At 55.0% G+C, this 19,765-nt stretch carries 19 protein-coding genes and 1 pseudogene; 6 read left to right on the forward strand and 14 right to left on the reverse strand.

The features are described from left to right. Nucleotides 1-334 precede the first annotated feature (334 nt). From ABD827_RS01180 to ABD827_RS01210, 7 genes are all read right to left on the reverse strand, one after another. The gene (locus ABD827_RS01180) at nt 335-2,266 is read right to left on the reverse strand and encodes a ClpP-like prohead protease/major capsid protein fusion protein (RefSeq protein ID WP_344961589.1); all 1,932 of its coding nucleotides are present in this window, start codon (nt 2,264-2,266) and stop codon (nt 335-337) included. 11 nt (nt 2,267-2,277) lie between these two features. Further along, nucleotides 2,278-2,481 carry a hypothetical protein gene (locus ABD827_RS01185; RefSeq protein ID WP_344961591.1) on the reverse strand — a complete coding sequence of 68 codons (204 nt, stop codon included), beginning with the start codon at nt 2,479-2,481 and terminating at the stop codon, nt 2,278-2,280. Between the two features lie 626 nt (nt 2,482-3,107). After that, nucleotides 3,108-4,928 carry a DNA primase family protein gene (locus ABD827_RS01190; RefSeq protein WP_344961593.1) on the reverse strand — a complete coding sequence of 607 codons (1,821 nt, stop codon included), beginning with the start codon at nt 4,926-4,928 and terminating at the stop codon, nt 3,108-3,110. Then, nucleotides 4,925-5,350 (reverse strand): hypothetical protein, encoded by a 426-nt coding sequence (locus ABD827_RS01195; protein WP_344961594.1) that lies wholly within the window; start codon nt 5,348-5,350, stop codon nt 4,925-4,927. The genes ABD827_RS01190 and ABD827_RS01195 overlap by 4 nt, the downstream gene beginning before the upstream one ends. Further along, complete coding sequence (locus ABD827_RS01200; RefSeq protein WP_344961596.1) at nt 5,347-5,664, reverse strand: hypothetical protein; 318 nt, start codon at nt 5,662-5,664, stop codon at nt 5,347-5,349. Before ABD827_RS01200 ends, ABD827_RS01195 begins: the two co-directional genes overlap by 4 nt. Next, a complete protein-coding gene (locus ABD827_RS01205) occupies nt 5,661-5,978 on the reverse strand; it encodes a hypothetical protein (RefSeq protein WP_344961598.1) in 318 nt (105 codons plus the stop codon). Before ABD827_RS01205 ends, ABD827_RS01200 begins: the two co-directional genes overlap by 4 nt. Further along, nucleotides 5,975-6,151, reverse strand: a complete 177-nt coding sequence (locus tag ABD827_RS01210; protein WP_344961600.1) for a hypothetical protein — start codon at nt 6,149-6,151, stop codon at nt 5,975-5,977. Before ABD827_RS01210 ends, ABD827_RS01205 begins: the two co-directional genes overlap by 4 nt. Before the next feature lie 136 nt (nt 6,152-6,287). On the opposite strand from ABD827_RS01210, the gene ABD827_RS01215 reads away from it, so the two are divergent. Then, nucleotides 6,288-6,461: a hypothetical protein gene (locus ABD827_RS01215; protein WP_344961602.1), complete on the forward strand. Its 174-nt coding sequence runs from the start codon at nt 6,288-6,290 to the stop codon at nt 6,459-6,461. 98 nt (nt 6,462-6,559) lie between these two features. On the opposite strand, the gene ABD827_RS01220 is transcribed toward ABD827_RS01215, so the two are convergent. The 4 genes from ABD827_RS01220 to ABD827_RS01235 form a co-directional block, all read right to left on the reverse strand. Beyond that, entirely contained in the window at nt 6,560-7,009 is a 450-nt protein-coding gene (locus ABD827_RS01220; protein ID WP_344961604.1) for a hypothetical protein, read from the reverse strand. Nucleotides 7,010-7,021: 12 nt separating this feature from the next. Continuing rightward, entirely contained in the window at nt 7,022-7,267 is a 246-nt protein-coding gene (locus tag ABD827_RS01225) for a helix-turn-helix domain-containing protein (protein WP_344961606.1), read from the reverse strand. Between the two features lie 168 nt (nt 7,268-7,435). Then, nucleotides 7,436-8,878 (reverse strand): tyrosine-type recombinase/integrase, encoded by a 1,443-nt coding sequence (locus tag ABD827_RS01230; RefSeq protein WP_344961608.1) that lies wholly within the window; start codon nt 8,876-8,878, stop codon nt 7,436-7,438. Between the two features lie 673 nt (nt 8,879-9,551). Then, the gene (locus ABD827_RS01235) at nt 9,552-10,814 is read right to left on the reverse strand and encodes a dicarboxylate/amino acid:cation symporter (RefSeq protein ID WP_344961610.1); all 1,263 of its coding nucleotides are present in this window, start codon (nt 10,812-10,814) and stop codon (nt 9,552-9,554) included. A 46-nt stretch (nt 10,815-10,860) separates the two neighbouring features. Between ABD827_RS01235 and ABD827_RS01240 the strand changes: the two genes are divergently transcribed. After that, complete coding sequence (locus ABD827_RS01240; RefSeq protein ID WP_344961612.1) at nt 10,861-11,229, forward strand: hypothetical protein; 369 nt, start codon at nt 10,861-10,863, stop codon at nt 11,227-11,229. On the opposite strand, the gene cuyA is transcribed toward ABD827_RS01240, so the two are convergent. Further along, nucleotides 11,216-12,226 carry a D-cysteate sulfo-lyase gene (gene cuyA / locus ABD827_RS01245; protein WP_344961614.1) on the reverse strand — a complete coding sequence of 337 codons (1,011 nt, stop codon included), beginning with the start codon at nt 12,224-12,226 and terminating at the stop codon, nt 11,216-11,218. The two genes, ABD827_RS01240 and cuyA, sit on opposite strands and share 14 nt — an antisense overlap. 156 nt (nt 12,227-12,382) lie before the next feature. On the opposite strand from cuyA, the gene ABD827_RS01250 reads away from it, so the two are divergent. Then, nucleotides 12,383-13,291, forward strand: a complete 909-nt coding sequence (locus tag ABD827_RS01250) for a LysR family transcriptional regulator (RefSeq protein ID WP_344961616.1) — start codon at nt 12,383-12,385, stop codon at nt 13,289-13,291. 18 nt (nt 13,292-13,309) lie between these two features. On the opposite strand, the pseudogene ABD827_RS01255 reads toward ABD827_RS01250, so the two are convergent. After that, nucleotides 13,310-13,396 (reverse strand): annotated as a pseudogene (locus ABD827_RS01255) (DUF2797 domain-containing protein); the annotation flags it as partial. 219 nt (nt 13,397-13,615) lie between these two features. On the opposite strand from ABD827_RS01255, the gene ABD827_RS01260 reads away from it, so the two are divergent. The 3 genes from ABD827_RS01260 to ABD827_RS01270 all read left to right on the forward strand — a co-directional run bounded on the left by ABD827_RS01260 (nt 13,616) and on the right by ABD827_RS01270 (nt 17,579). Continuing rightward, the gene (locus ABD827_RS01260) at nt 13,616-15,292 is read left to right on the forward strand and encodes a LytS/YhcK type 5TM receptor domain-containing protein (RefSeq protein ID WP_344961681.1); all 1,677 of its coding nucleotides are present in this window, start codon (nt 13,616-13,618) and stop codon (nt 15,290-15,292) included. Next, nucleotides 15,289-15,999, forward strand: coding sequence for a two-component system response regulator BtsR (btsR, locus tag ABD827_RS01265; RefSeq protein WP_344961618.1), 711 nt, complete (start codon nt 15,289-15,291; stop codon nt 15,997-15,999). Before ABD827_RS01260 ends, btsR begins: the two co-directional genes overlap by 4 nt. Before the next feature lie 143 nt (nt 16,000-16,142). Further along, entirely contained in the window at nt 16,143-17,579 is a 1,437-nt protein-coding gene (locus ABD827_RS01270) for a carbon starvation CstA family protein (protein ID WP_344961620.1), read from the forward strand. A 215-nt stretch (nt 17,580-17,794) separates the two neighbouring features. Here ABD827_RS01270 and ABD827_RS01275 read toward each other — a convergent pair whose 3' ends face one another. Then, nucleotides 17,795-19,486, reverse strand: coding sequence for a cytochrome c peroxidase (locus tag ABD827_RS01275; protein WP_344961622.1), 1,692 nt, complete (start codon nt 19,484-19,486; stop codon nt 17,795-17,797). Nucleotides 19,487-19,765: the final 279 nt, after the last annotated feature.

The raw sequence follows: 19,765 nt of genomic DNA on the forward strand, positions 1-19,765 counted from the left end.
GCACATCGAGCCACTTACCCGCTGTGAGCCTTGCCCCGCAAGGGCTGCCGAGTGGTGGCCGTGCCGGTCGTGCCTCCCCTTCACCGGGCAAACATAAACAACAACCACCTATCAGAAAATTTTTATAAATAGCCAACGATCGCGCCTCTACGACCCCGTATTGGGCCTCCCCCTCGGGAGTACCTTTCTTTGCATGGTTGGGCTGAAGGCTGACAATAAAAAGCCCCTGCTAAGGTAGCAAGGGCTTTGGTTATGCCTGAGTTCGTAGCCGCACATGCCCGCACGGCCACGCTCTAAGCTAATGCTGGGGAACTAGGCCAGCACTGAGGAACTATTAAGGTACGGCTACAAAGTCGCCTGTACTCTTCAACATGCCGCGATAGTCTAGCGGGGCCACACCAGCATCAATGCGCACCTTGAAGCTCACGCCATCCACGGACCAGCCTTGTTGCTGCTCCAGGTATGGAGTATCGACACCATCAAGGAATGCTACCTCTAACGTGTCCATGCCTTGTGCTGCGGCCATATACCACGCTTTAGGGTCTGCCTTGTCCAAGCGGGGCTCAGTGATGATCTTGGCTAAGTTGTGCAATGGGTTCATAACGCCTGAGTTATTGTCAGCTCCAGGCAAAGCAGTTGAGCCGATAACACTAATAGCCGCGCTTTCTAATGCGGCCGGCACAATCATAAAGGCAGGCGCAATGTTCAAGGTTTGGCCTTCATGGTCTTTCTGTAAGCGCATCAGCTTTCGGGCCGCATCCAGTCCCACCAGGTCAACCAAGCCGTCTATTAAGTTCATATGATCGGCGTGGAACAGGGCCTTACCATCCACAAATTTATGGTTTTTGGTTAGGACTGAATACACCAGATCACCAATAGTGCGGCTAGCTGCTCGGCCTTGTAGTTGTGGAATGCTGGTAAACAGGCTTAAGTCATCGTTAATGATGGCCTGGCGGGTAATGCCGAACAGGCCGCCATAGGTTGCCAGTTGAATTGGGGCCCCAGTGTCGCTTAAGGTGATGTGCTTATACTCTGCGCCCTCGCGCACTTCGGGCAAGCTCGGGAAGCTGTTCAGTCCAACACGGTTAGCCGTGCGGAAATTGCTCAGCTCACCGCGCTTACACCATTCCTGCCAAGTTTCGCCAGACTCTTCCCAGCCTTTAAGCATGGCCTTCTCGGCAACGTAACTCAGGGCATTGCCAAAATCACTATTGGTATGGGTAAACGCCGCACCAACTACCTGCATTTTAGAACCATAACCAGCAAGGCTGCCGCCACTCTCGGTTAAGCTCGCCTTGGCCATTTCAAACAGGCTCATGTGATCATATGGCGTACGCTCTGCCGTGTGCTTTTGGCCTACACGGGCAGACAGGGCATTAATGATGCCGTCCTTTATAATGTCGCCATTGCTAACATGGCCCCGGTGGTAACTGTTTGGGATTGTGCATGGTGTGGTTTCTGCGCCAATCGACGCCATAACTGCCGCACGGGTTTGCTTTGTGGTGAAGCTCATGTTTATAGCCTTATCTTTAATTTCTGCCATGGCGCCAGTGGCCGGCAACATATCAAAGATATTATTTATCTCTGACACTCTCGTTTTCTCTCGGTCGGCTCGTGCCTGGGCAATACTGCCGGAAGTTTGCTGACTGATTCGGGACAAATAGGCCACAGCCGCGGCGCTCATGCGGGGCTTTTCTGAGGCTTCTTCGATCGCGTCGGCAAATCCGGCCGCCACCGCTTCATCAGCATTGAACCAAGTCTCTTTTGCCATTATTTCGGTAATTGCTTTAGCAGTCTGCCCGGTCTTTTCTGCGTAAATGTCCACCATTTCAGCGCCAGCTTTATCAAGCAGCTCGGCGGCGGCCCGCTGGTCACTGGCATCGCCGGCAATGACCAGCCAGGGGTTGTGGATCATCAGCATGGCGTGTTTGGCCATAACTACCCGATCGGCTGCCATCATCAAGACGGTTGCCGCACTGGCCGCCAGCCCGACTACTCGCGCCGTTACTTCCCCCTTGTGGGATTTAAGCAGCGTATACATGGCCACGGCATCGGTCACGCTGCCGCCTGGGCTGTTAATGGTGAGGGTGATCGGGGTCTTGCTTTGGGCAGCTGTTAAGGCGCGTTTTACGTTCGCGGCGGCGTTGCCGTCGATCACATCGAACACTTCAATTTCAATGCCGGGGGCCGCTGCGCTTGGGCCGGATTGGTGGCCGTTGGCGCCAGCAATGGAAGCCATGATCATGGGCTGGCTTTTGTTGCTCATTGAGCGCGCTCCTACTTCTGCGGATGGGGGAAAGTGCTAATCCATTTACGGATGCAATGACGCGCCAAGGTTGGCAGCTCTGGTGCCGGGAACCCTTCCCCTTGTGCCTCTTGCAGCCGAACCTGATAGAGCCGTAACTCTCTGACCGTATTCGCATCAAGATGAATGGTCAGGCCCTTTTGCTGTAGCTCGCTCATGGTCTTGTTCGATGACATAAATAACGCCTTAACTGTATGTATATACAGTTATGTTATAACAGTTGTTTTTTATTGCAAGACCTAACGACTGTTAGAATCTGATGCGTGAAATCCACAGTTAGCCAGGGAGGCACCCGCCGCCGGCAAATGTCACTGCAAAACACCTAGCGCAAGCGAGGCCTTGATTCAGGACGTCCATTGTTTCCCCGTTTCGGGTAATGTTTCCCTGTTTCGGGGAAAGGTTAGCCATTGCTGCTAATGGTTAGCTGATTCGGCTAATGTGGTGAGCGGTTGAGTTCTCGGCGGTTGGCAAGGCATGGTCATCATGGCCACGGTTAACGCCCGCACTTTTGCGGTGGTTGTCACTGGGCGCAAGCCCCCCTTACATTTTAAATATGCCAAAAACTGTTCACACTGTTCACCCGGCCTTAAACCCGTTTAATTTCATACTGTTAAGGGGTGAACAGTTTGGTTTGAACTATTCACCAACTGTTCACCGGGGTGATCACTTCGTCTTGATGGGTGAACAGTGGTGAATAGTAGGTGAACAGTATTCATTGAAGTGTTCACCACCTAATTAACTGTTTTTAAATGACTTTTTAAGGTGGTGAACAGTGGTGAACAGTTTGCAGGTAATTCTAACTTTATGAGTCTCCACCAGGTGTATGTATCCAGTCCACAGCGGTATCCTCGTTAAGGTCGAGATTGGTTCTCATGCCATGCTTGGTGCGGGCCTTGATAAACCGCTTGCCGAATTCGCCCATGGCATAGGGCATTGCCTTGCCGAACGCCGTCAGGCTCAACGGTCGTTGATGCGCCATGCCAGCCATAAAGGTCAGATAGGCGTGATACAGGTACTTGCGCGGGGCCATCGGGCTGATATTGGCGTTACCGACAAACAGCCCATCAGGTTGAGCAGAAGCCATCAGGTAGCTGCAGAAGTCCACCAGGCTATCTGCCTCCCGCTTGATCTCCAGCGCTTCGGCGGATTGCTGTTGCTCCAGTAATAACTGCTTGGCGTCCTCCGGAGCGGCAAACCGGATCAGCAGGTGGCGAATAATCACCGGTAGCTCTGCCGCTATCTTGTCTCTGAGTTGGTTATCCCGCTCTTGCTCCGGCACGGCCTCGCTGAAATTAAAGATCACGCGCCGTCGTGAGATGCCGCCCGATCGGTCGCTGAATGCCATGGGGTTGTTATTTATCGCCAATACCACAGCGGGAAGCCGTGCGGAATAGGGCGGCTTGTGCTTGGGATCAACCATGACCGCATCGCCGCCCGTGATTGCCTTAAGCCCGGAGCCGTCCCCCATGTAACGGGGTTGGTCAGGCAGGATGATCAGCGAATAGCCCACCAGGGCAGACCGCTCCCGAGCATTCTCTACCGCCTCGATGGTGCCCGAGGTGGTGTTACCTTCCCCGGCCAGCATGGTGCAAACCTCGGCAAAGATGCTTTTACCGCTGCCGCCCGGACCGGTTACCTCCATGAACAATTGCCAGTCGTACCGGTTGGCCAGCACCATAAACAAGGCGGCCAGGATACGGTCGGACTTTGCCGTTCCCCGGGCGGCCCGGTTCAGCCAGCGGCTGAAGTTCGGCGCATGGCTGGCCAGGGTCTCGTCAGGCTCGGCCTCGGTGTAATCGACCGCTAACGCCTGGGTCAGCCAGTTTGCCTTACTGTGCGGGCTGAACTCCCGGGTTACCATATTAAACACGCCGTTACCAAAGCCGATCAAGCTGCGACGCGGGGCCTCCAGTACCGGCACCGATAGCCGCATGGTGTCGATAACAGATCCAATGCCACCGGCAGAATACGACGCTTCAGCCTCCCGGTAGAGTTTCGCCAGCTCACGACGTAATGACTTGTCGGTGATCGGTTGCCATATCGCGCCGCTGTACCGAAAGAATTCGTCCGAGGCATCATCCAGCGCCAGCTCACCGCCATATCGTGCCAGCAGCAGATCGGCCTTTTCGCTGGCCCCCATTTGTTTCAGTTCGGCCCCGTTCACGATGGGGCGCTTGATCAGGCCGGCCTGCTTCATCACCTCGACCAGCTCGCGCAAGGATGCGCCGTCCTGAAAGATTTCGGCGGCCGGTGCCTGGGCAACAATCGCGGCCACCAGGGCGCGGATCTGCTCGGTAGGTACGGGGCCGAACAATTCAAGGTACACATAGCGGGTGCCCTTATCGGCCAGCTTGAGGCGGCCCAGCTTGGCGGCGTCGGCCAACAGCTTATCGCCCACCACCAGCGGCGGCTGCTCGGCCATGCCACCATCAATGGCCGCCAGGGGGTCGCCCTTGCCCATAGCCTCCAGTAGTACGGGATCGGCATTAAGGCTGGCTAGCTTCTCGGCGGCAGACCAGGCACCGGGGCCAATGTAAATGGCAATGGTGCCGGTATCGCTCAGATCGTCAAACCGGGCCGGTTTCCAGCCGGTTCCGTGTTGGTTCATCGCTGTGTTTTTCATTCGTCCCCCTCCATCAGCTCTACGCCCACGAACCACGCCAGGCGGGGCGCTTCGTCCGGGTTCAGTTCACACAGCACCACACGCAAACCACCAGGGGCCGAAAGCACCAGGTGAGCGCCAGCAGCTTCCCCCAGCTCGGGCAAGCCGGGCCAGCGTTCAACGGTAATGTGTTCCCGCTCGCACTGGGCATACAGGCCCATGCGCTGATCCCGCACGGTGAAGCGGTCGCCACTTACACGGCAAACCGTCACCTCTCCAAGGGCACAGGGGAAGGTGTGGGCCGGGGGTTCGTCGTCGGTGCCCAGCCCGGCAGCATTGCGGAACAGCTCAAGCTGGCGCTGATACTCGGCGTATTGCTCCCGCGCCTCGTCGGTGGCCGGGTTAAGCTCGTAGCGTTGGCAAAACTCGCGGAATGGTTTCATGAGCGCCCCCCTTGCTCGATACCAAACAGGCTTAAGCCCTCGCCTTCGTTCCAGGGCAGCAACTGGCCCGGCAGCTCGTCCACAGGCACGGCCACGTTAAACAGAATGGATCGGGGCTGGTAGCCGGTGCCGGACAGGGCGGCTTTTGCTTCGGCGGTTGCTTGGTCCTGATTGGCATAACCGGCAGCGAACGGGCCGGGCATCATGTCGCGCCCGTCCGGGGCGATAACGTGCAGGAAAAACACCAGGGGGGCGGCGGTGCTGGCGCTGGCTTGGTCAGTACACAGGGGGCGGGTAACGGCAATGGCGGTCATGCTGTCACCTCCTGTCTACACTGGGCCAGTTGTAAACGGTCTTCCAGCCTGCCGATCTCGTTGTGGGCGGCCATAATCGACCTGCCCAATCGGCTAATCGCCCCTCCGATGTTTCGCTTGTTGTCATCGTTCAGACCGCAATCGTCGTCATGCTGCGCCAGCAACTCGCCAATTACCTCAATAGAAAAGGCATCATGCAAAATGTCGGTTTTCAACTGTGCAATCTGGCTTTTTAATTCGTCGGCAGTGACCATCTGAGTAATGGTAATGGCGGCCTTGTGACCCGGTGCCTTGGCAATGATTGGGTAATTCATGCGGCCACCTCCTGCGCCGGGCAACGGCTCACGAATACCAGGGCGGGAGCGTCAGCAATCAAACGGGCTTCTTGTTCGGTGCCGGCCAGTACGGTGATAAAGCGGATGCGGCGCATTGTTGCTATACGTTGCTTGCCCTGTGCCAGGACAAAGGTAAACTTGCTGATAGCCATAGTCGTTAGCCTTTTAACGGTTGTGGTTAGAGGCCCGGTTAGTGCTCCAACACTGCCGGGCTTCGTTGTTTTTCGGGTTGCTTTGTCATTACAATGGTAATTACCATGTACGCTATTATGTTTAAGGGTAATTACCATGTCAACACCACAAGAAAAACGCTCGCCACAATACCAAATGCGCTTACCTGAGGATTTCAGGGCGCAATTAGAGGAACAGGCCAAAGCAGACGGCGATCCTACGCTGGCCGCTTGGATTAAACGGGTACTCCGCAAAGAGCTACAAGCACGGGGCATCGACCCCAAAGGGTGACGGCGGTTGCCGGTCTCGCCCCTGAATGCGGGCAAGCCGATCCCCTGGGCGGGTCGCCCATCAATTAACGGTGTCATAGGTTGGTGTCTCCGGGCCGGTTAAGCCGCTGCGGTGGTGCCGGTAGCTGGTGGGTATGGGTTAATCAGGTGCGCAACCTCTGCCGGTGGCAGTGCTGGCGCATTACGGCGCTGGCGCATCAGGCCAATCAGCCCGGCTACCCGTTCGGCATCGGTTCGGTTGGTAATGCGGTAGCGGTAATGGCTGCCAATGCCGTCCGGGTTGGGAACATCTTCACGGTGAAGACGGATACCCAAGGTGCGCTCTACCTTGCTGGCGTAGTTGCGGCCCGACGACAGGCGGCAATGCCTGAGAATGTCGCCCTCGGTCACGCCACCAGGCCAAGACAACAGCAACAGGTAGGCCCGTTCGGTCTTGGTGGCTGGCTGGTGCCGATGGGTGGTGCTACACTCGGCGGCAGTGCTGTTATGCTGTGCTGATTGAGGGGCTTGAACCTGTGCCGGGTTCAGGCCCTTTTTGCTTTTGGTCATGATGGCCTCTCCTTATGCGGTCTGGGTGCCGCTTTGCTCAGCAAGCCAGGCGTCAAGGTCAGCTTTCATGTAGATCGCTTTCTTACCGCAGCGGTGATACTTGAGCCCATTGCGCCCGGTGTAAGCCCAGTTCGCCAAGGTGGCGTAAGCTACGCCCAGATAAGCGGCGGCCTCTTTGCGGGTATAGCGGGGGTTCGCTTCCAGCTCGATAGTTAGGTGTTGGTTGTGGGTATGTGATTGGCTATTAGTGATATTCATAGATAACTACCTTCATTCGGTGAACGTGAAAGCAATATCTATTTTTTCTCTTTATATAACAACACCTTGTCTACCTGTCGCTCCCTTGTGTTTCCCTTCATTAATGCCCGTTACCCTTCGATAACGGGGAGTATAAACTTCCATTTATGTGATCAAGGTCACCATTTATTATTCATTGCTGGCGCTGGTGTCGTCGTCGGTGCCGTGTAGCTTGGCGGCAAGCTCGAACAGCAGGCGGCGCTTGTCCTTCTCGGGCATCCCTTCCACCAAGGCGGCCAGTTGGCTATCAAGGGCGGCATCGGGCTTTTGCGCCAGCCCAGCATGTTCCAGCATGGCCCGCTCTATCCGCTCGGCGGGTTCTCTCAACTCGTCGGCACTGAATGACAAGTAACCCTCGGTCACATCGTCGCGCTTGCTCTTGTGGTTCATCAGCCGTTTGAGAATGTAGGTTCCCACGCCCACCAGTTCGGCCACACTGCCAAAGGTGCGCCGGGCATCGTGACAGGCAAAGGTGATCGGCTTAAGCCCGTCCGGGTTGGGGCTGGGCACGGTGGCCGCCACAATCCGCTTAATGGTCTTGCGGGGGTCGTGGGCGGGCTTGCTCATGTCCGGCCCTGGGAACACATAGGGGCTTATGGTGCCGCATACGTTCCAGCGGCGGCGAAAGATGGTTATCAGGGTATCGGTGATCGGCAGCTCCAACGGGTCGCCGTTCTTGGTTTCCTCAATCCAGAAGTAACGGCCCCCAAGGCTTACCCGTTCCCACGTCAGGCCGAACACTTCGGAACGGCGCAAGCCGGTAAACAGCGCCAGATCCAGCCCGTCACAGATAGCGGCGCGGGTGTCCTCCCTTGTGGCAATGGCTTCACTGCGTACCAGTTCAACGGCGGCCAGCCAGCGGCCCAAGTCGTGGTTACGGATACGGCTGGTCTTGCGGGGGACGTGGTTCCATTGCCGTTTAGTGGATAGCACCATAGTTGGCGGATCGGGTAACAGGGTCTTCCCTTCCTCGTCGCGGTAGTGGTCATGAGAAAAGCGGTACACGGCCCGCAATGATCGCCCCCATAAATCCGCCTGGGCCTTGCTGTCCTTGCGCATCTCCACGCGCCGGCCATCGGCGTTCGTCCAGGACACGCGCCCCTCGCTGATCGCCTTGTGGCGTTGCTGTACCCGTTCGCGGGTAATGTTGCGCAAGGGCTGGCGCATCCACTCCTGCGAGTAGTTGCCCAGAATGGCGCGGTATTGGTTGCGGGTGGTCGCCTTGATACGGTCGCCTCGGCTGGCTATGTATTCCTCAAGGGCTTCCGATAGGGTGACGTTGGCCTGTTCGTGGGCACGGCGGGCTTGGTTGGGGTTTTGGCCTTGCGCCAGCTCCGTCCGGGTGGCGGCTGCTTTGTCTCGCGCCATAGCTGGCGATAAATCAGGAAAGCGCCCAAGGGTAACGGTAACGTCCTTGCCCGCCAGCTTGCGGCGTAACCTGTAAAACTTATCACCGGTGGGCATAACCTCGATGCTCAGCCCCTTGGTTTGAGGGTCCGCGTACCGGGTACGCTTCTCGGGAGTGGGCAGGTTTTTAATGCCCGTCTTGGTGAACTCGAAATGTGGTTTCATGGTGTGCCGCCTGTGCCATTCGATGCCGTTTTGTGCCGCTTCTGTGCCGCCTATGTGCCGCTTTACAACGCGCTGTGCCGCCTATGTGCCGCTTTTTGGGAGTCATTCGGGCTGATAGCAGGGAGTAACAGGGAACCATAAGGGCATGATATGTATAGCATTAAGGGGCATTAGTGACAATCAGGGATTCATTATGGCCGTAACTCATAATCGTTAGGTCCCCAGTTCAAGTCTGGGAGGGGCCACCATATACAGCAAGGGTTAGCAGGTTAACAGCCGCTAACCCTTTTTTATGGGGATACTTCGGGGATACCTCAGCGCAGATAATAAGAGCCTGTTTGCCTGCTTCTCCCACAACCACCAGGCCGGTTGTCAGCTGTTTAACAGCATATACAATCCAGATTATCCCGCATATCTCCTCCCTGACTCAAAAGCGCCAACCCTATTGGGTTGGCGCTTTTTTGTTTTTTGCCTATTGGCCATTCCTGCCATCGATCCGGCGCCAGTAACCGATTACTGGTTACCACATACCAGCAAGGCGATCATGGAGTTGTACCACTACAAACACGGTGAATAACGAATATTAAATGTGTCGTCTAATCAAGCAGATTCACGAACATAGCACCTACCGGTGTTATGTCCGTGAATTGAAAAACTGAAACTGAAGTGAGGATTATACGGGTTTCTTGTAATAGATTTCCTTGTCCAGCTCACCTTCACTGTGGGCGATCAACACGGATACCGCCGCATCACCGGTGACGTTGATGGTGGTACGTGCCATGTCCAGAATTCGGTCGATACCGGCCACCAGGGCAATCCCTTCGAGTGGCAAGCCGACCGAACTCAGCACGAGAGAAAGTACAATCAGACCACCGCCGGGTACTGATGCGGTTCCGATAGAAGCCAGGACGGCGGTCAGCAATATCATGCCGTATTCGGCCATCCCCAGATCAATACCGTAGGCCTGGGCAATGAATACGGCGGTCAACGCCTGATAGAGGGCGGTGCCATCCAGATTGATCGTGGTACCCACGGGCAGAACGAAGCTGGACACATCCTTGGATACGCCCAGATTATCACGCGCACAAGCCATGGTGACGGGCAGTGTACCGGCGGCAGTGGTCGTGCTGAAGGCAACCAGTTGGGCTTCGAAGATCCCCTTGAAAAACTGAATTGGATTCAGGCGAGCTAATAAAGCCAAGCCGCCACCCAGGGTAACAATCGCATGAATGATGCAGCCGAGGTAGACGCCAAGAATAACCTTACCTAAGGGCAGCAACACATCCAGACCATATTGGCCAGTAGTCGTGGCAATCAGTGCAAAAACACCGTAAGGAGCGAAGGCAATCACCAGGTCGGTCAGCTTGTACATCACGTCGGCAAAGGCATCGAATACCTTTCTCACCGGATCCGCTTTTTCGCCAACCAGGTTGATGGCAATACCAAGAAAAATGGCAAACAGGATGATCTGCAGCACATCACCGTTGGCAAAGGAGGCAAAGGGATTGGTAGGGATAATGTTCAGCAGGGTATCGACGATACTTGGCGCCGACTTCACATCAATAGCCGTCGCACTCCCCAGATCCATTCCAACTCCGGGTTCAAGCCAGACGGCCAGTGCCAGGCCAATCGGAATGGCGATGGCGGTGGTTACGATATAGGCAACAAAGGTTTTTATTCCTATCCGCCCCATGCGAGTCACGTCCTTGATGGCGGTGACACCACAGACCAGAGAGATAAAAATCAGCGGGACAACCAACATCTTGATGGCGGCGATAAAGGCCTTGCCGATGGGATGCAAAACCGCCGCATCTTCTCCCATCAGAAAGCCGGTGGCGGCCCCCAGAATCAATCCAATTAACACTTTCTGCCAGATCTGCAGCCTTTTCCACCAGTTGGCATCTTTCACTTTTACCTGCGCCGTTATGGTACTCATCGTCGAACTCCTTTTCTTTTTATTCATAGCCTTAGAGACACAAAAAATGGCATTGCTGATGTTCCTGAAAAAGAAAAACAGAATGCCATTCACATCACATCAAAACCTGAGAAGCAGCAATTTCAGTGTCACAGCCAATGTCATCAAGCTGACTCTTTTATCACCCCTTTCACCCTGTAAACATATGCCCAGCCAACAGTTGAGAGGCATCATAAATTGGCAGTTCTATGGTCTGTTTATGGGCAAGCAACGCCAGTTTCTTTTGCTTGGACAAGATAGAGTCTTCCTTCCATCAAATTATTTGGCATATTCGCCCACCAACAACTTCCCCTCACGGGTCAGTATTTCCTTGATCCCAGCCTGGAACGCTGGCTCTCCCTACAAAGAACCGGGCACGCATATTAACAATATTTAGGGAGGTTGAAGACATCGCGATAGCCGAACAACGCCTGGCTACCACCGGTATGCAGGAAGACAACATTTTCCCCTTTCTTGAAATGGCCCTTGCGGATCAAATCGATAAGACCTGCCGCACCTTTGCCGGAGTAGACCGGATCCAGCAGTATGCCTTCATGGCGGGCAAACAACTCGATGGCTTCCAGGGTGCTTTCGGCAGGAATGCCATAACCTTCTCCCACGTAATCACAGTTGGCCACCACGTCTTCGCGCTTGATGGCGCCGGGGATGCCAAGTTTCTCGGCAGTACGCTCGGCCAAGCGGAACACGTTGGCTTCCTGCTGCTCACGGGGTACCCGCACACCGATGCCCAACACCGGGATCTGGCTGTTGCTGCCGTACAACCCCGTCACCAGACCAGCCTGAGTACCAGCTGAACCGGTGGCGTGTACCAGGTGATCGATGCGCAGTCCGCGATCATTGGCCTGGCCCAGCAGCTCCAGCGCACAGTTGACGTAACCCAGGGCACCAATTTCATTAGAACCACCACCGGGAATGATATAGGGCTTCTTGCCTTCAGCTTTCAGCTTGGTGGCAAGTTCTTCCATCGCCGCATTCATGTCGGTACCGCCCGGATATTTGCGTAGTTGACCACCAAACAGCTGGTCCAGCATGACGTTGCCGTTATAGACGTAATCAACATCCTCGGAGCCGGTGCGATCTTCCAGTAGGATATGACAGTCCATTTCCAGCTTGGTGGCGATGGCCACGGTCTGGCGAGCGTGGTTGGATTGGGTAGCTCCTTGGGTAATAATGGTATCGGCACCTTGCTCCAGGGCATCAGCCATTAGAAATTCCAGCTTGCGGGTCTTGTTGCCGCCACCTGCCAGACCGGTACAGTCGTCGCGCTTGATCCACAGGGTGGGACCATCCAGTAACTTGGTCAGCTGAGGCATGGGCTCAAGGGGGGTATTAAGGTGGGCGAAATTAAGACGCGGGTAACGGGCCAAAAGCATGGGTAACACTCCTATCTCATTTAAACATTGTTAATACAATTTGGTAACACAACCATCTTGAAATAAGATTCCCTGACCGACCAATGCTATCTTGGCTTCGTAGACGATTACTTTTCGGTATACCCAGAATAAAACATACACAAAGGGTTGATTTAAATGGAATTAAAGTGGTTAAAGGATTTTGTCGCCTTGAGTGAGTACGGCAGCTTTTCCAAGGCTGCAGAAGCACGCTTCGTCACTCAACCGGCCTTTAGCCGACGTATCCGTTCGCTGGAAAACTGGCTGGGTATTACTCTGGTCGACCGAGACAAACATCCGACCACCCTATCTGTAACCGGTCTGGCGTTCGTTGAAGAAGCCAAACGGATGATTCACGACACTTACCGGGTACGTGAGCGACTGCAGGGACAGGAGTCACGCCAAAGTCTGGTGTTTTTTTCCCAGCATTCCCCTGCGGTCTCGTTTTTTCCTCACTGGATCCGAACTCTAGAGCCCCAGGTGGGCACCACTCTGGTCAAGCTGAATGCCGGTAATCTGCATGATGTGATGGAATCCTTCATGGCGGGAGTGGGTGACTTCCTGCTCAGCTACTCATCCGGCGAAAATATCTCTCAGCTATCACGTAACGACACAATATGTATTCAGGTGGGTACCGATAAGCTGGTGCCGGTATCGGCGGTGAAGGCCAATGGCACTCCGCTCTATTCGATCGACAACCACGCCCCCTTCAAACTGCTGGCCTACCCTGATGATTCCTATTTGGGCGGCATCATCAAGGAGCAGTGTCTCGCCAGGATCCCGCCCGACATTCAATATACGACGGTCTGCGAAAACGCCCTGGCTGAAGGCCTGAAAGCCATGGCGATACAGGGTTACGGCGTCGCATGGCTACCGTCCAGCCTGATCCAGAACGAATTGCAGAACAAGCAGCTGGTGATACTGGACGCTCCGCTGAATGCGGTCGAACTGAAGATACTGCTGTATCGCTTCCGGCATACGGTCAAGCCCGAGGTAGATATGTTCTGGAAGTACCTGCTCGAGCTCTACAATCACGGTTATGCGTGAAGAGCCGACCAGCCGATACCGGCCCTTGATGCCGAGCAGGGTGCCCGAAACCACCGGGTTCTTGTCGAAATTGTGGCTGGCAATTTTGGTCGGGTATTCCAGCACCGGATAGTTATAACAAACACGTCAATTAGAACTCGCAAGCTCGCGCTTATTATGCAGGCGTTCCCGTAGCGATCATGGCAAAAGCGGTGCCAGCTATTATTCAATCAGTACTTTCCACTCCTGAAAGGTCATTACCGGCTGGCACCGGACTTGGTATAGTCGGTGACCAAAGCCGACCCCATTGGCGACCAGCATACGTCCACCACACAAGGAGTCATGATGTCGCTCATCCTGCTACTGATCCAGCAGATGTCCCTGTATCTGGTGATCGTTTATCTGGTCAGCAAAACGCCGTTGTTCAAGCTGTTTACCGAAGCTTCTACCCGCCTGCCCCACAAGATTTTCATCTATCTGGTGTTTTCCGGCTTCTGTGTCATGGCGACCTACTTCGGTGAACAAACCCACGGTGCCATCGCCAATACCAGAGCCATGGGGGCCGTGCTCGGCGGTTTGCTCGGTGGCCCGGTCACCGGCTTTTTGGTCGGACTGACCGGTGGTCTGCATCGCTATAGCCTGGGCGGTTTTACCGATATGGCCTGCGCCGTTTCCACCACCTTCGAAGGACTCTCTGCCGGTCTGCTCAGCCATTACCTGCGGCGCAGCGGCAGAAGCGAGCTGATTTTCAATCCGCTGGTGGTGTTTCTCATCACCCTGTACGCCGAAATCATGCAGATGAGTATCATACTGCTGGTTGCCCGGCCTTTTGATGAGGCTCTGGCGCTGGTCAAGCAGATCGCACCGTCCATGCTGCTGGTCAATTCGGTCGGCGCCGCCCTGTTCATGAGCATGATCCGTGACCAAAAAACCATGTTCGACAAGCTGTCCTCCGCCTTCTCCACCAAGGCACTGAAAATTGCCGAACGCAGCGTGGGTATGCTCAGCAAGGGCTTCAATGAAGAAACCAGCGCCCAGGTGGCCAGGATCATGATTGAAGAAACCAAGGTCGGCGCCGTGGCCATTACCGACCGGGAAAAGCTGCTGGCCTTTATCGGTATCGGTGCCGACCATCATCTGCCCGGCGCCCCCATTTCCTCGCGCATGACCCTGGATGCCATCAACCACAACAAGGTGATGTTTGCCGACGGTGTCGAGGTGCCCTATGCCTGCTCCATGTCATCCCAGTGTTCGCTGGGATCCAGCCTGGTGATCCCGCTCAGAAGCGACAATGAAGTCATCGGCACCATCAAGCTGTACGAGCCCAAAAACAAGCTGTTCCTCAATATCAACCGCACCCTGGGCGAAGGCATCGCCCGACTGCTGTCCAACCAAATCCTCTTCGGCCGCTTTGTGCAGCAGCAAAACCTGCTGACCCAGGCCGAGCTCAAGCTGTTGCAGGCCCAGGTCAATCCGCATTTTTTATTCAACGCACTCGGTACCATCGGTGCCATTACCCGGCAGGATCCCAACAAGGCACGGCAACTGTTGCAGCAGCTGAGTCAGTTTCTGCGTATCAACCTCAAACGCACCACCGGTCTGGTGACACTCGGTGATGAGCTGGAGCATATTCATGCTTACCTGACCATCGAGAAGGCCCGCTTCATCGATAAACTGCAGGTGGATCTTCAGCTTCCAGAGTCACTGCTCGGTATTCAGGTACCGGCCTTTACCCTGCAGCCGATTATCGAAAATGCCGTCAAGCACGGTACATCGCACCTGCTGGAAACCGGGCGGATCCACGTCACCGCCAGCGTGAACGATAACGTTCTGCTACTCGAGGTGACCGACAATGCGGGGCTTTATCAGCCCAAGGAAGGCTCGGATGGCCTGGGCATGAACCTGGTACACAAGCGCATTCAAAATCTGTTCGGGCCAGACTACGGCCTGAATGTCATCTGTGAGCCCGGAGAATATACTCGGGTCGAGATTCGTTTACCCATTACGGAAACAGCATCATGATCACCTGCCTGATTATCGACGATGAGCCCTTCGCCCGGGATGAACTGGCGGCCCAGCTTGCCGAGGCCGATGACATTGACATTGTCGGTCAGTGCAGTAACGCCATCGAGGCGATGCAGGCCATCAGCAAACTCAAACCCCAGCTGATTTTTCTGGATATTCAGATGCCCAGAATTACCGGCATGGAACTGATCGCCATGCTGGATCCGGCCACCATGCCCCGAGTGGTGTTCGTGACCGCCTACGACCAATTTGCCGTGCAGGCCTTTGACCGGCATGCCTTCGACTACCTGCTAAAACCGGTCGATGAACAGCGACTGCAGCGCACGCTGGAAAAAGTACGCCGTGACCTGCATCCACAGGCGATTGGCGACCTGGCACCGAGTCTGTTGGAACACCTGCCCTGTTACACTGGCCAGCGCCTTAAAGTGGTGCCGGTTCAGGAGGTCGAATATGTGTTCAGCGATCTCGGTGGGGTACATGTGGCCACCGCCAAAGAGAAGGTACATACCCACATGACCCTGAAAGTCATGGAAGAAAAAACCCCGCTCATCCGCTGCCATCGACAGTATCTGGTGGCCCCCGCCGCCATTGCCGAAATCGAGCTGCTGGATACCGGCGGAGAGGTCATCACTCGCTCCGGCGCCAAGGTGCCGGTCTCCCGTCGTTACCTAAAACCGCTGAAACAGATATTCGGTTTCCACTAAGGAGATGCACGGGAGTGAGCGAGTGATCGTTCACTCCCGCTGGCAACCGCTTACCCTTCGTTTTCGACCGCTGACCCATTTCCCGCTATACCCGACGCACCGGCACCTTACACTGACGGCCATCTAATAAGGGAGATGACGTTATGACCTGGTTTTTACTCTGTGTCGGCCTGTTGCTCGGCGGATATTTTATCTACGGCACCTTTGTTGAAAAGATATTCGGTATTAAAAGGGAACGTCAGACCCCGGCGTTTACCCAGGGCGACGGGGTGGATTTTGTGCCCATGTCCAAGGGTAAAGTCTATCTGATCCAGTTACTCAACATCGCCGGTGTCGGCCCCATCTTCGGCCCCATTCTCGGTGCCCTTTATGGTCCGGCTGCCATGTTGTGGATTGTGCTGGGCTGTATATTTGCCGGTGCCGTACACGATTACTTCTCCGGCATGCTGTCGGTACGCAATGGCGGCCAGTCGGTTCCCAACCTGGCGGGTAAATACCTGGGCCGGGGCGCCAAAAACTTCATGAACGTCTTTGCCATCGTGCTGCTGCTGCTGGTTGGCGTGGTGTTCATCTCCGCCCCAGCCGGCCTGCTGGCCAAGCTGACCGGTGTCAGCCTCTCGGTCTTTGTCGGCGTGATCTTCGTCTACTACCTGCTGGCCACCATAGTGCCGGTCGACAAGATCATCGGTCGTCTCTATCCCTTCTTTGGCGCCCTGCTTATCTTCATGTCGGTCGGTCTGACCGTGGCGCTGGCACTTTCCAGCGAACACAGCATGCTGCCGGGCTTTGAAGTAGGTGACTTCTTCCAGAACCTGAACCCCAACGACATGCCGCTGTGGCCTGCACTGTTCATCACCATCGCCTGCGGGGCCGTCTCCGGTTTTCATGCCACCCAGTCCCCCTTGATGGCCCGCTGTGTAGAGAATGAAAGCAATGGCCGCTTCGTGTTCTACGGCGCCATGATTGGCGAGGGCATCATCGCCCTGATCTGGTGTGCCATCGCCCTGTCTTTCTTCGGTGGTGTTGAAGGTCTCAATACCGGCATGGCCGGTAACCCGGCCAACGTGGTGTACGACGCTTCTACCGGTCTGCTCGGCGCAGTAGGCGGCTTCATGGCGGTACTGGGGGTGATAGTGCTGCCGATTACCTCCGGTGATACCGCCTTCCGTTCCGCCCGTCTGATCCTGGCCGAATATTTCAACATGCCGCAAACTCAGCTGCCCAAGCGTCTGCTGCTGGCCATACCGCTGTTCATCATCGGGGCCGTGCTGACCCAGGTCGACTTCGGTATTATCTGGCGCTACTTCGGGGTGGCCAACCAGGCGACCGCCGTGATGATGCTGTGGACCGCCGCCGCCTACCTGCTGCGTCACAACAAGCTGCACTGGATTGCGACCATACCGGCGATGTTCATGACCACTGTGGTGATCAGCTTCCTGCTCAACTCCGCCACCCTGGGTGCCGGGCTGCCGATGACCCTCTCTACCGTCGCCGGCATAGTGCTGACCCTGGCCATTACCGCCCTGGTCATCACCAAAACCAAAGGCAAGGATGTCGAGCTGCAGGCAGACAACATCTAAGCCCCCGCTACTCGCAATCAGCAAAAAGCCGGTCATCATGACCGGCTTTTTTATTGCTTTATGCTCGCTGAGTCTAAGGTTTCTAACAGTGATACAAATAATGCCACGCGGTCATTGGTCGAGCAGGCGGTATTATTCGGCACCACACAAAAGCCGCCTTACGGCGGCTTTGATTATTTACACCTGTGCCACGGCCATAAGGCCATCACACTGTTCTAGGGCAGATCCACAGCGGCTTCATCGCTAAAGGTTTTCAAGTAAGCAACGATGGCTGCTTCATCACACGCGCTTAGCCCCAGGTTACCGGTGAGACCGAAAGTAAAAGATGCGCCGGCTTCATGACCTGGTGCCGGCCAGCAATTGTTAGCCAATGCTTCCTGCTCTGTGGTTTCTCCATTCATACAGCGCTGCACATTATGCTTAAGCACTGGCGGTGGGCCGGCAATAAAGTCGGACGGATCAACAAGAGATGTATTGTAGAAGTGCACCAGACTCTCCAGACTCTTGAACCAGCCATTTCGGGTATAGGCCTTGATAAAATCAGGTGTGGGCCGTAGATCCACATTACGTATAGAAGGAGTCTTTACAAGTCCGGCATGGTTACTGTCACCGGTATGATCCGCCAGGCCATCATCCGATGCGGTAACACCGGGAATGTCGAAGTTCACCGGGCTACCAATATTGTGGTAACCATGATCGGCATAAGTCTGCAGCGGCTCGGTACCGTCATCGGTGGCATTGTTACTGTGACAAAGAACACAGCCAGCACCCATTCTTTCTTCCGTTAATGCCACCCCCTCAGGAAAGGAATTGCCATCCACATCACAGGTTGCTATGTCATTGGGCTGAATGGGTTTTGGGCCCGGGCCAAACTGAACCGCTGCTGCATAGAACAGATCGTGGCCCCAGTTTTCTTCGGGGGTCAGCCCTGCCAATGGAAAGGCGCCCGGACTGTTATCCGCTTCACACATAGACGGCTGGTCAGACACCAATCCGAAGCGGGATGCTATGTCGTCAAACTCCGCATCGGTCAGGTTCTGGGCCCAGGGTAACGCTTTTATATCCCCTTCGGTCAAACATGCCAGTTCGGCGCGCAAGGCATTATCGCGTTTGGAGCTGAAAGAGTTCACCTCGGGCGAGTCCTGATAAGCGGCAAGCGCCACCCCAAACCGTTTGAAGCTTCTCGACAAGTTATCTCGATCACAGGCGATTCGCTCTCCCCACGTCACTTGATACAGAGAACCAAAGCGACCTATTTTTTTGAGCTGCTTACAGACGCCTTCCTCCGTGATGTGCTGTTCAACCGGGTTCGGGAAGGGATTAAGAGCCTGTTCGGCTACCGGCCCCAGAAAACGCGTGATTGCCGCTCTGAAACTCGAAGAATCGCTTGATTTGACCACATCATTAATCGAGATATGTTCTGTGGCACCACCCGGATAAAGGGGATCCCGACCTTCGGCACGACCATTCCAGAAAGCCCCCCCAAAGGCGGGAACAAATGGATTGTTTACACTCAAGGCAAAAGGAGGAATAAAGGTCGCGTAGGCATTGGTGGGCGGTTTCAACTGCCCTCTGGCATCAGGATCCCGGTGAATGTTCGCCCCGGGCTGCGCCACTTCAACCAGATTGATGTCTGAACTGGCTCCCGTCCAGCCGGTAGCGGGGTCATGACAGCTGGCGCAAGACTGCTTTTGCTTGGGCCGTGAAATAGGTGTAAAGAACAGCTCTTTACCAAATTCAACCAGGGCCGCCACCCGCTCCTCATCACTTTTTACCGGCGATCCCCTCCTGTCATCCGATCCTCTTCTGGCTTCTGCCTGGCTGGAAGCCAGACTTAAACTACTCGCAAGCACCACGAGTGTCACAGCCTTGGCTATCGAAGATATCCGAAATATTGTTGTGGCCATCACTGTTGCTCCTTAATTAATTATTACTACTACTTCCTCTTGTTACTACTGTATGTAACGAGACCTACATATTTTTATCTTTTGCAGACGCAGAATATAAATAACAGCTACACCATCACAAAAGGCAGCACTGACAAATACTAAATAAAAAAGATCGCATCACCACAACACAAAAATATAAGACACGAAACCAATAAGTATCACTCACCTGCATCATCAAAAAACAATGCAATGCAAAGTCGGCTACCTTTAGCGTCTAACTAGTTCATTAAGCTTTAA

This window comes from Oceanisphaera sediminis, from assembly GCF_039539745.1.
Classification (GTDB): Bacteria; Pseudomonadota; Gammaproteobacteria; order Enterobacterales; family Aeromonadaceae; genus Oceanimonas; species Oceanimonas sediminis.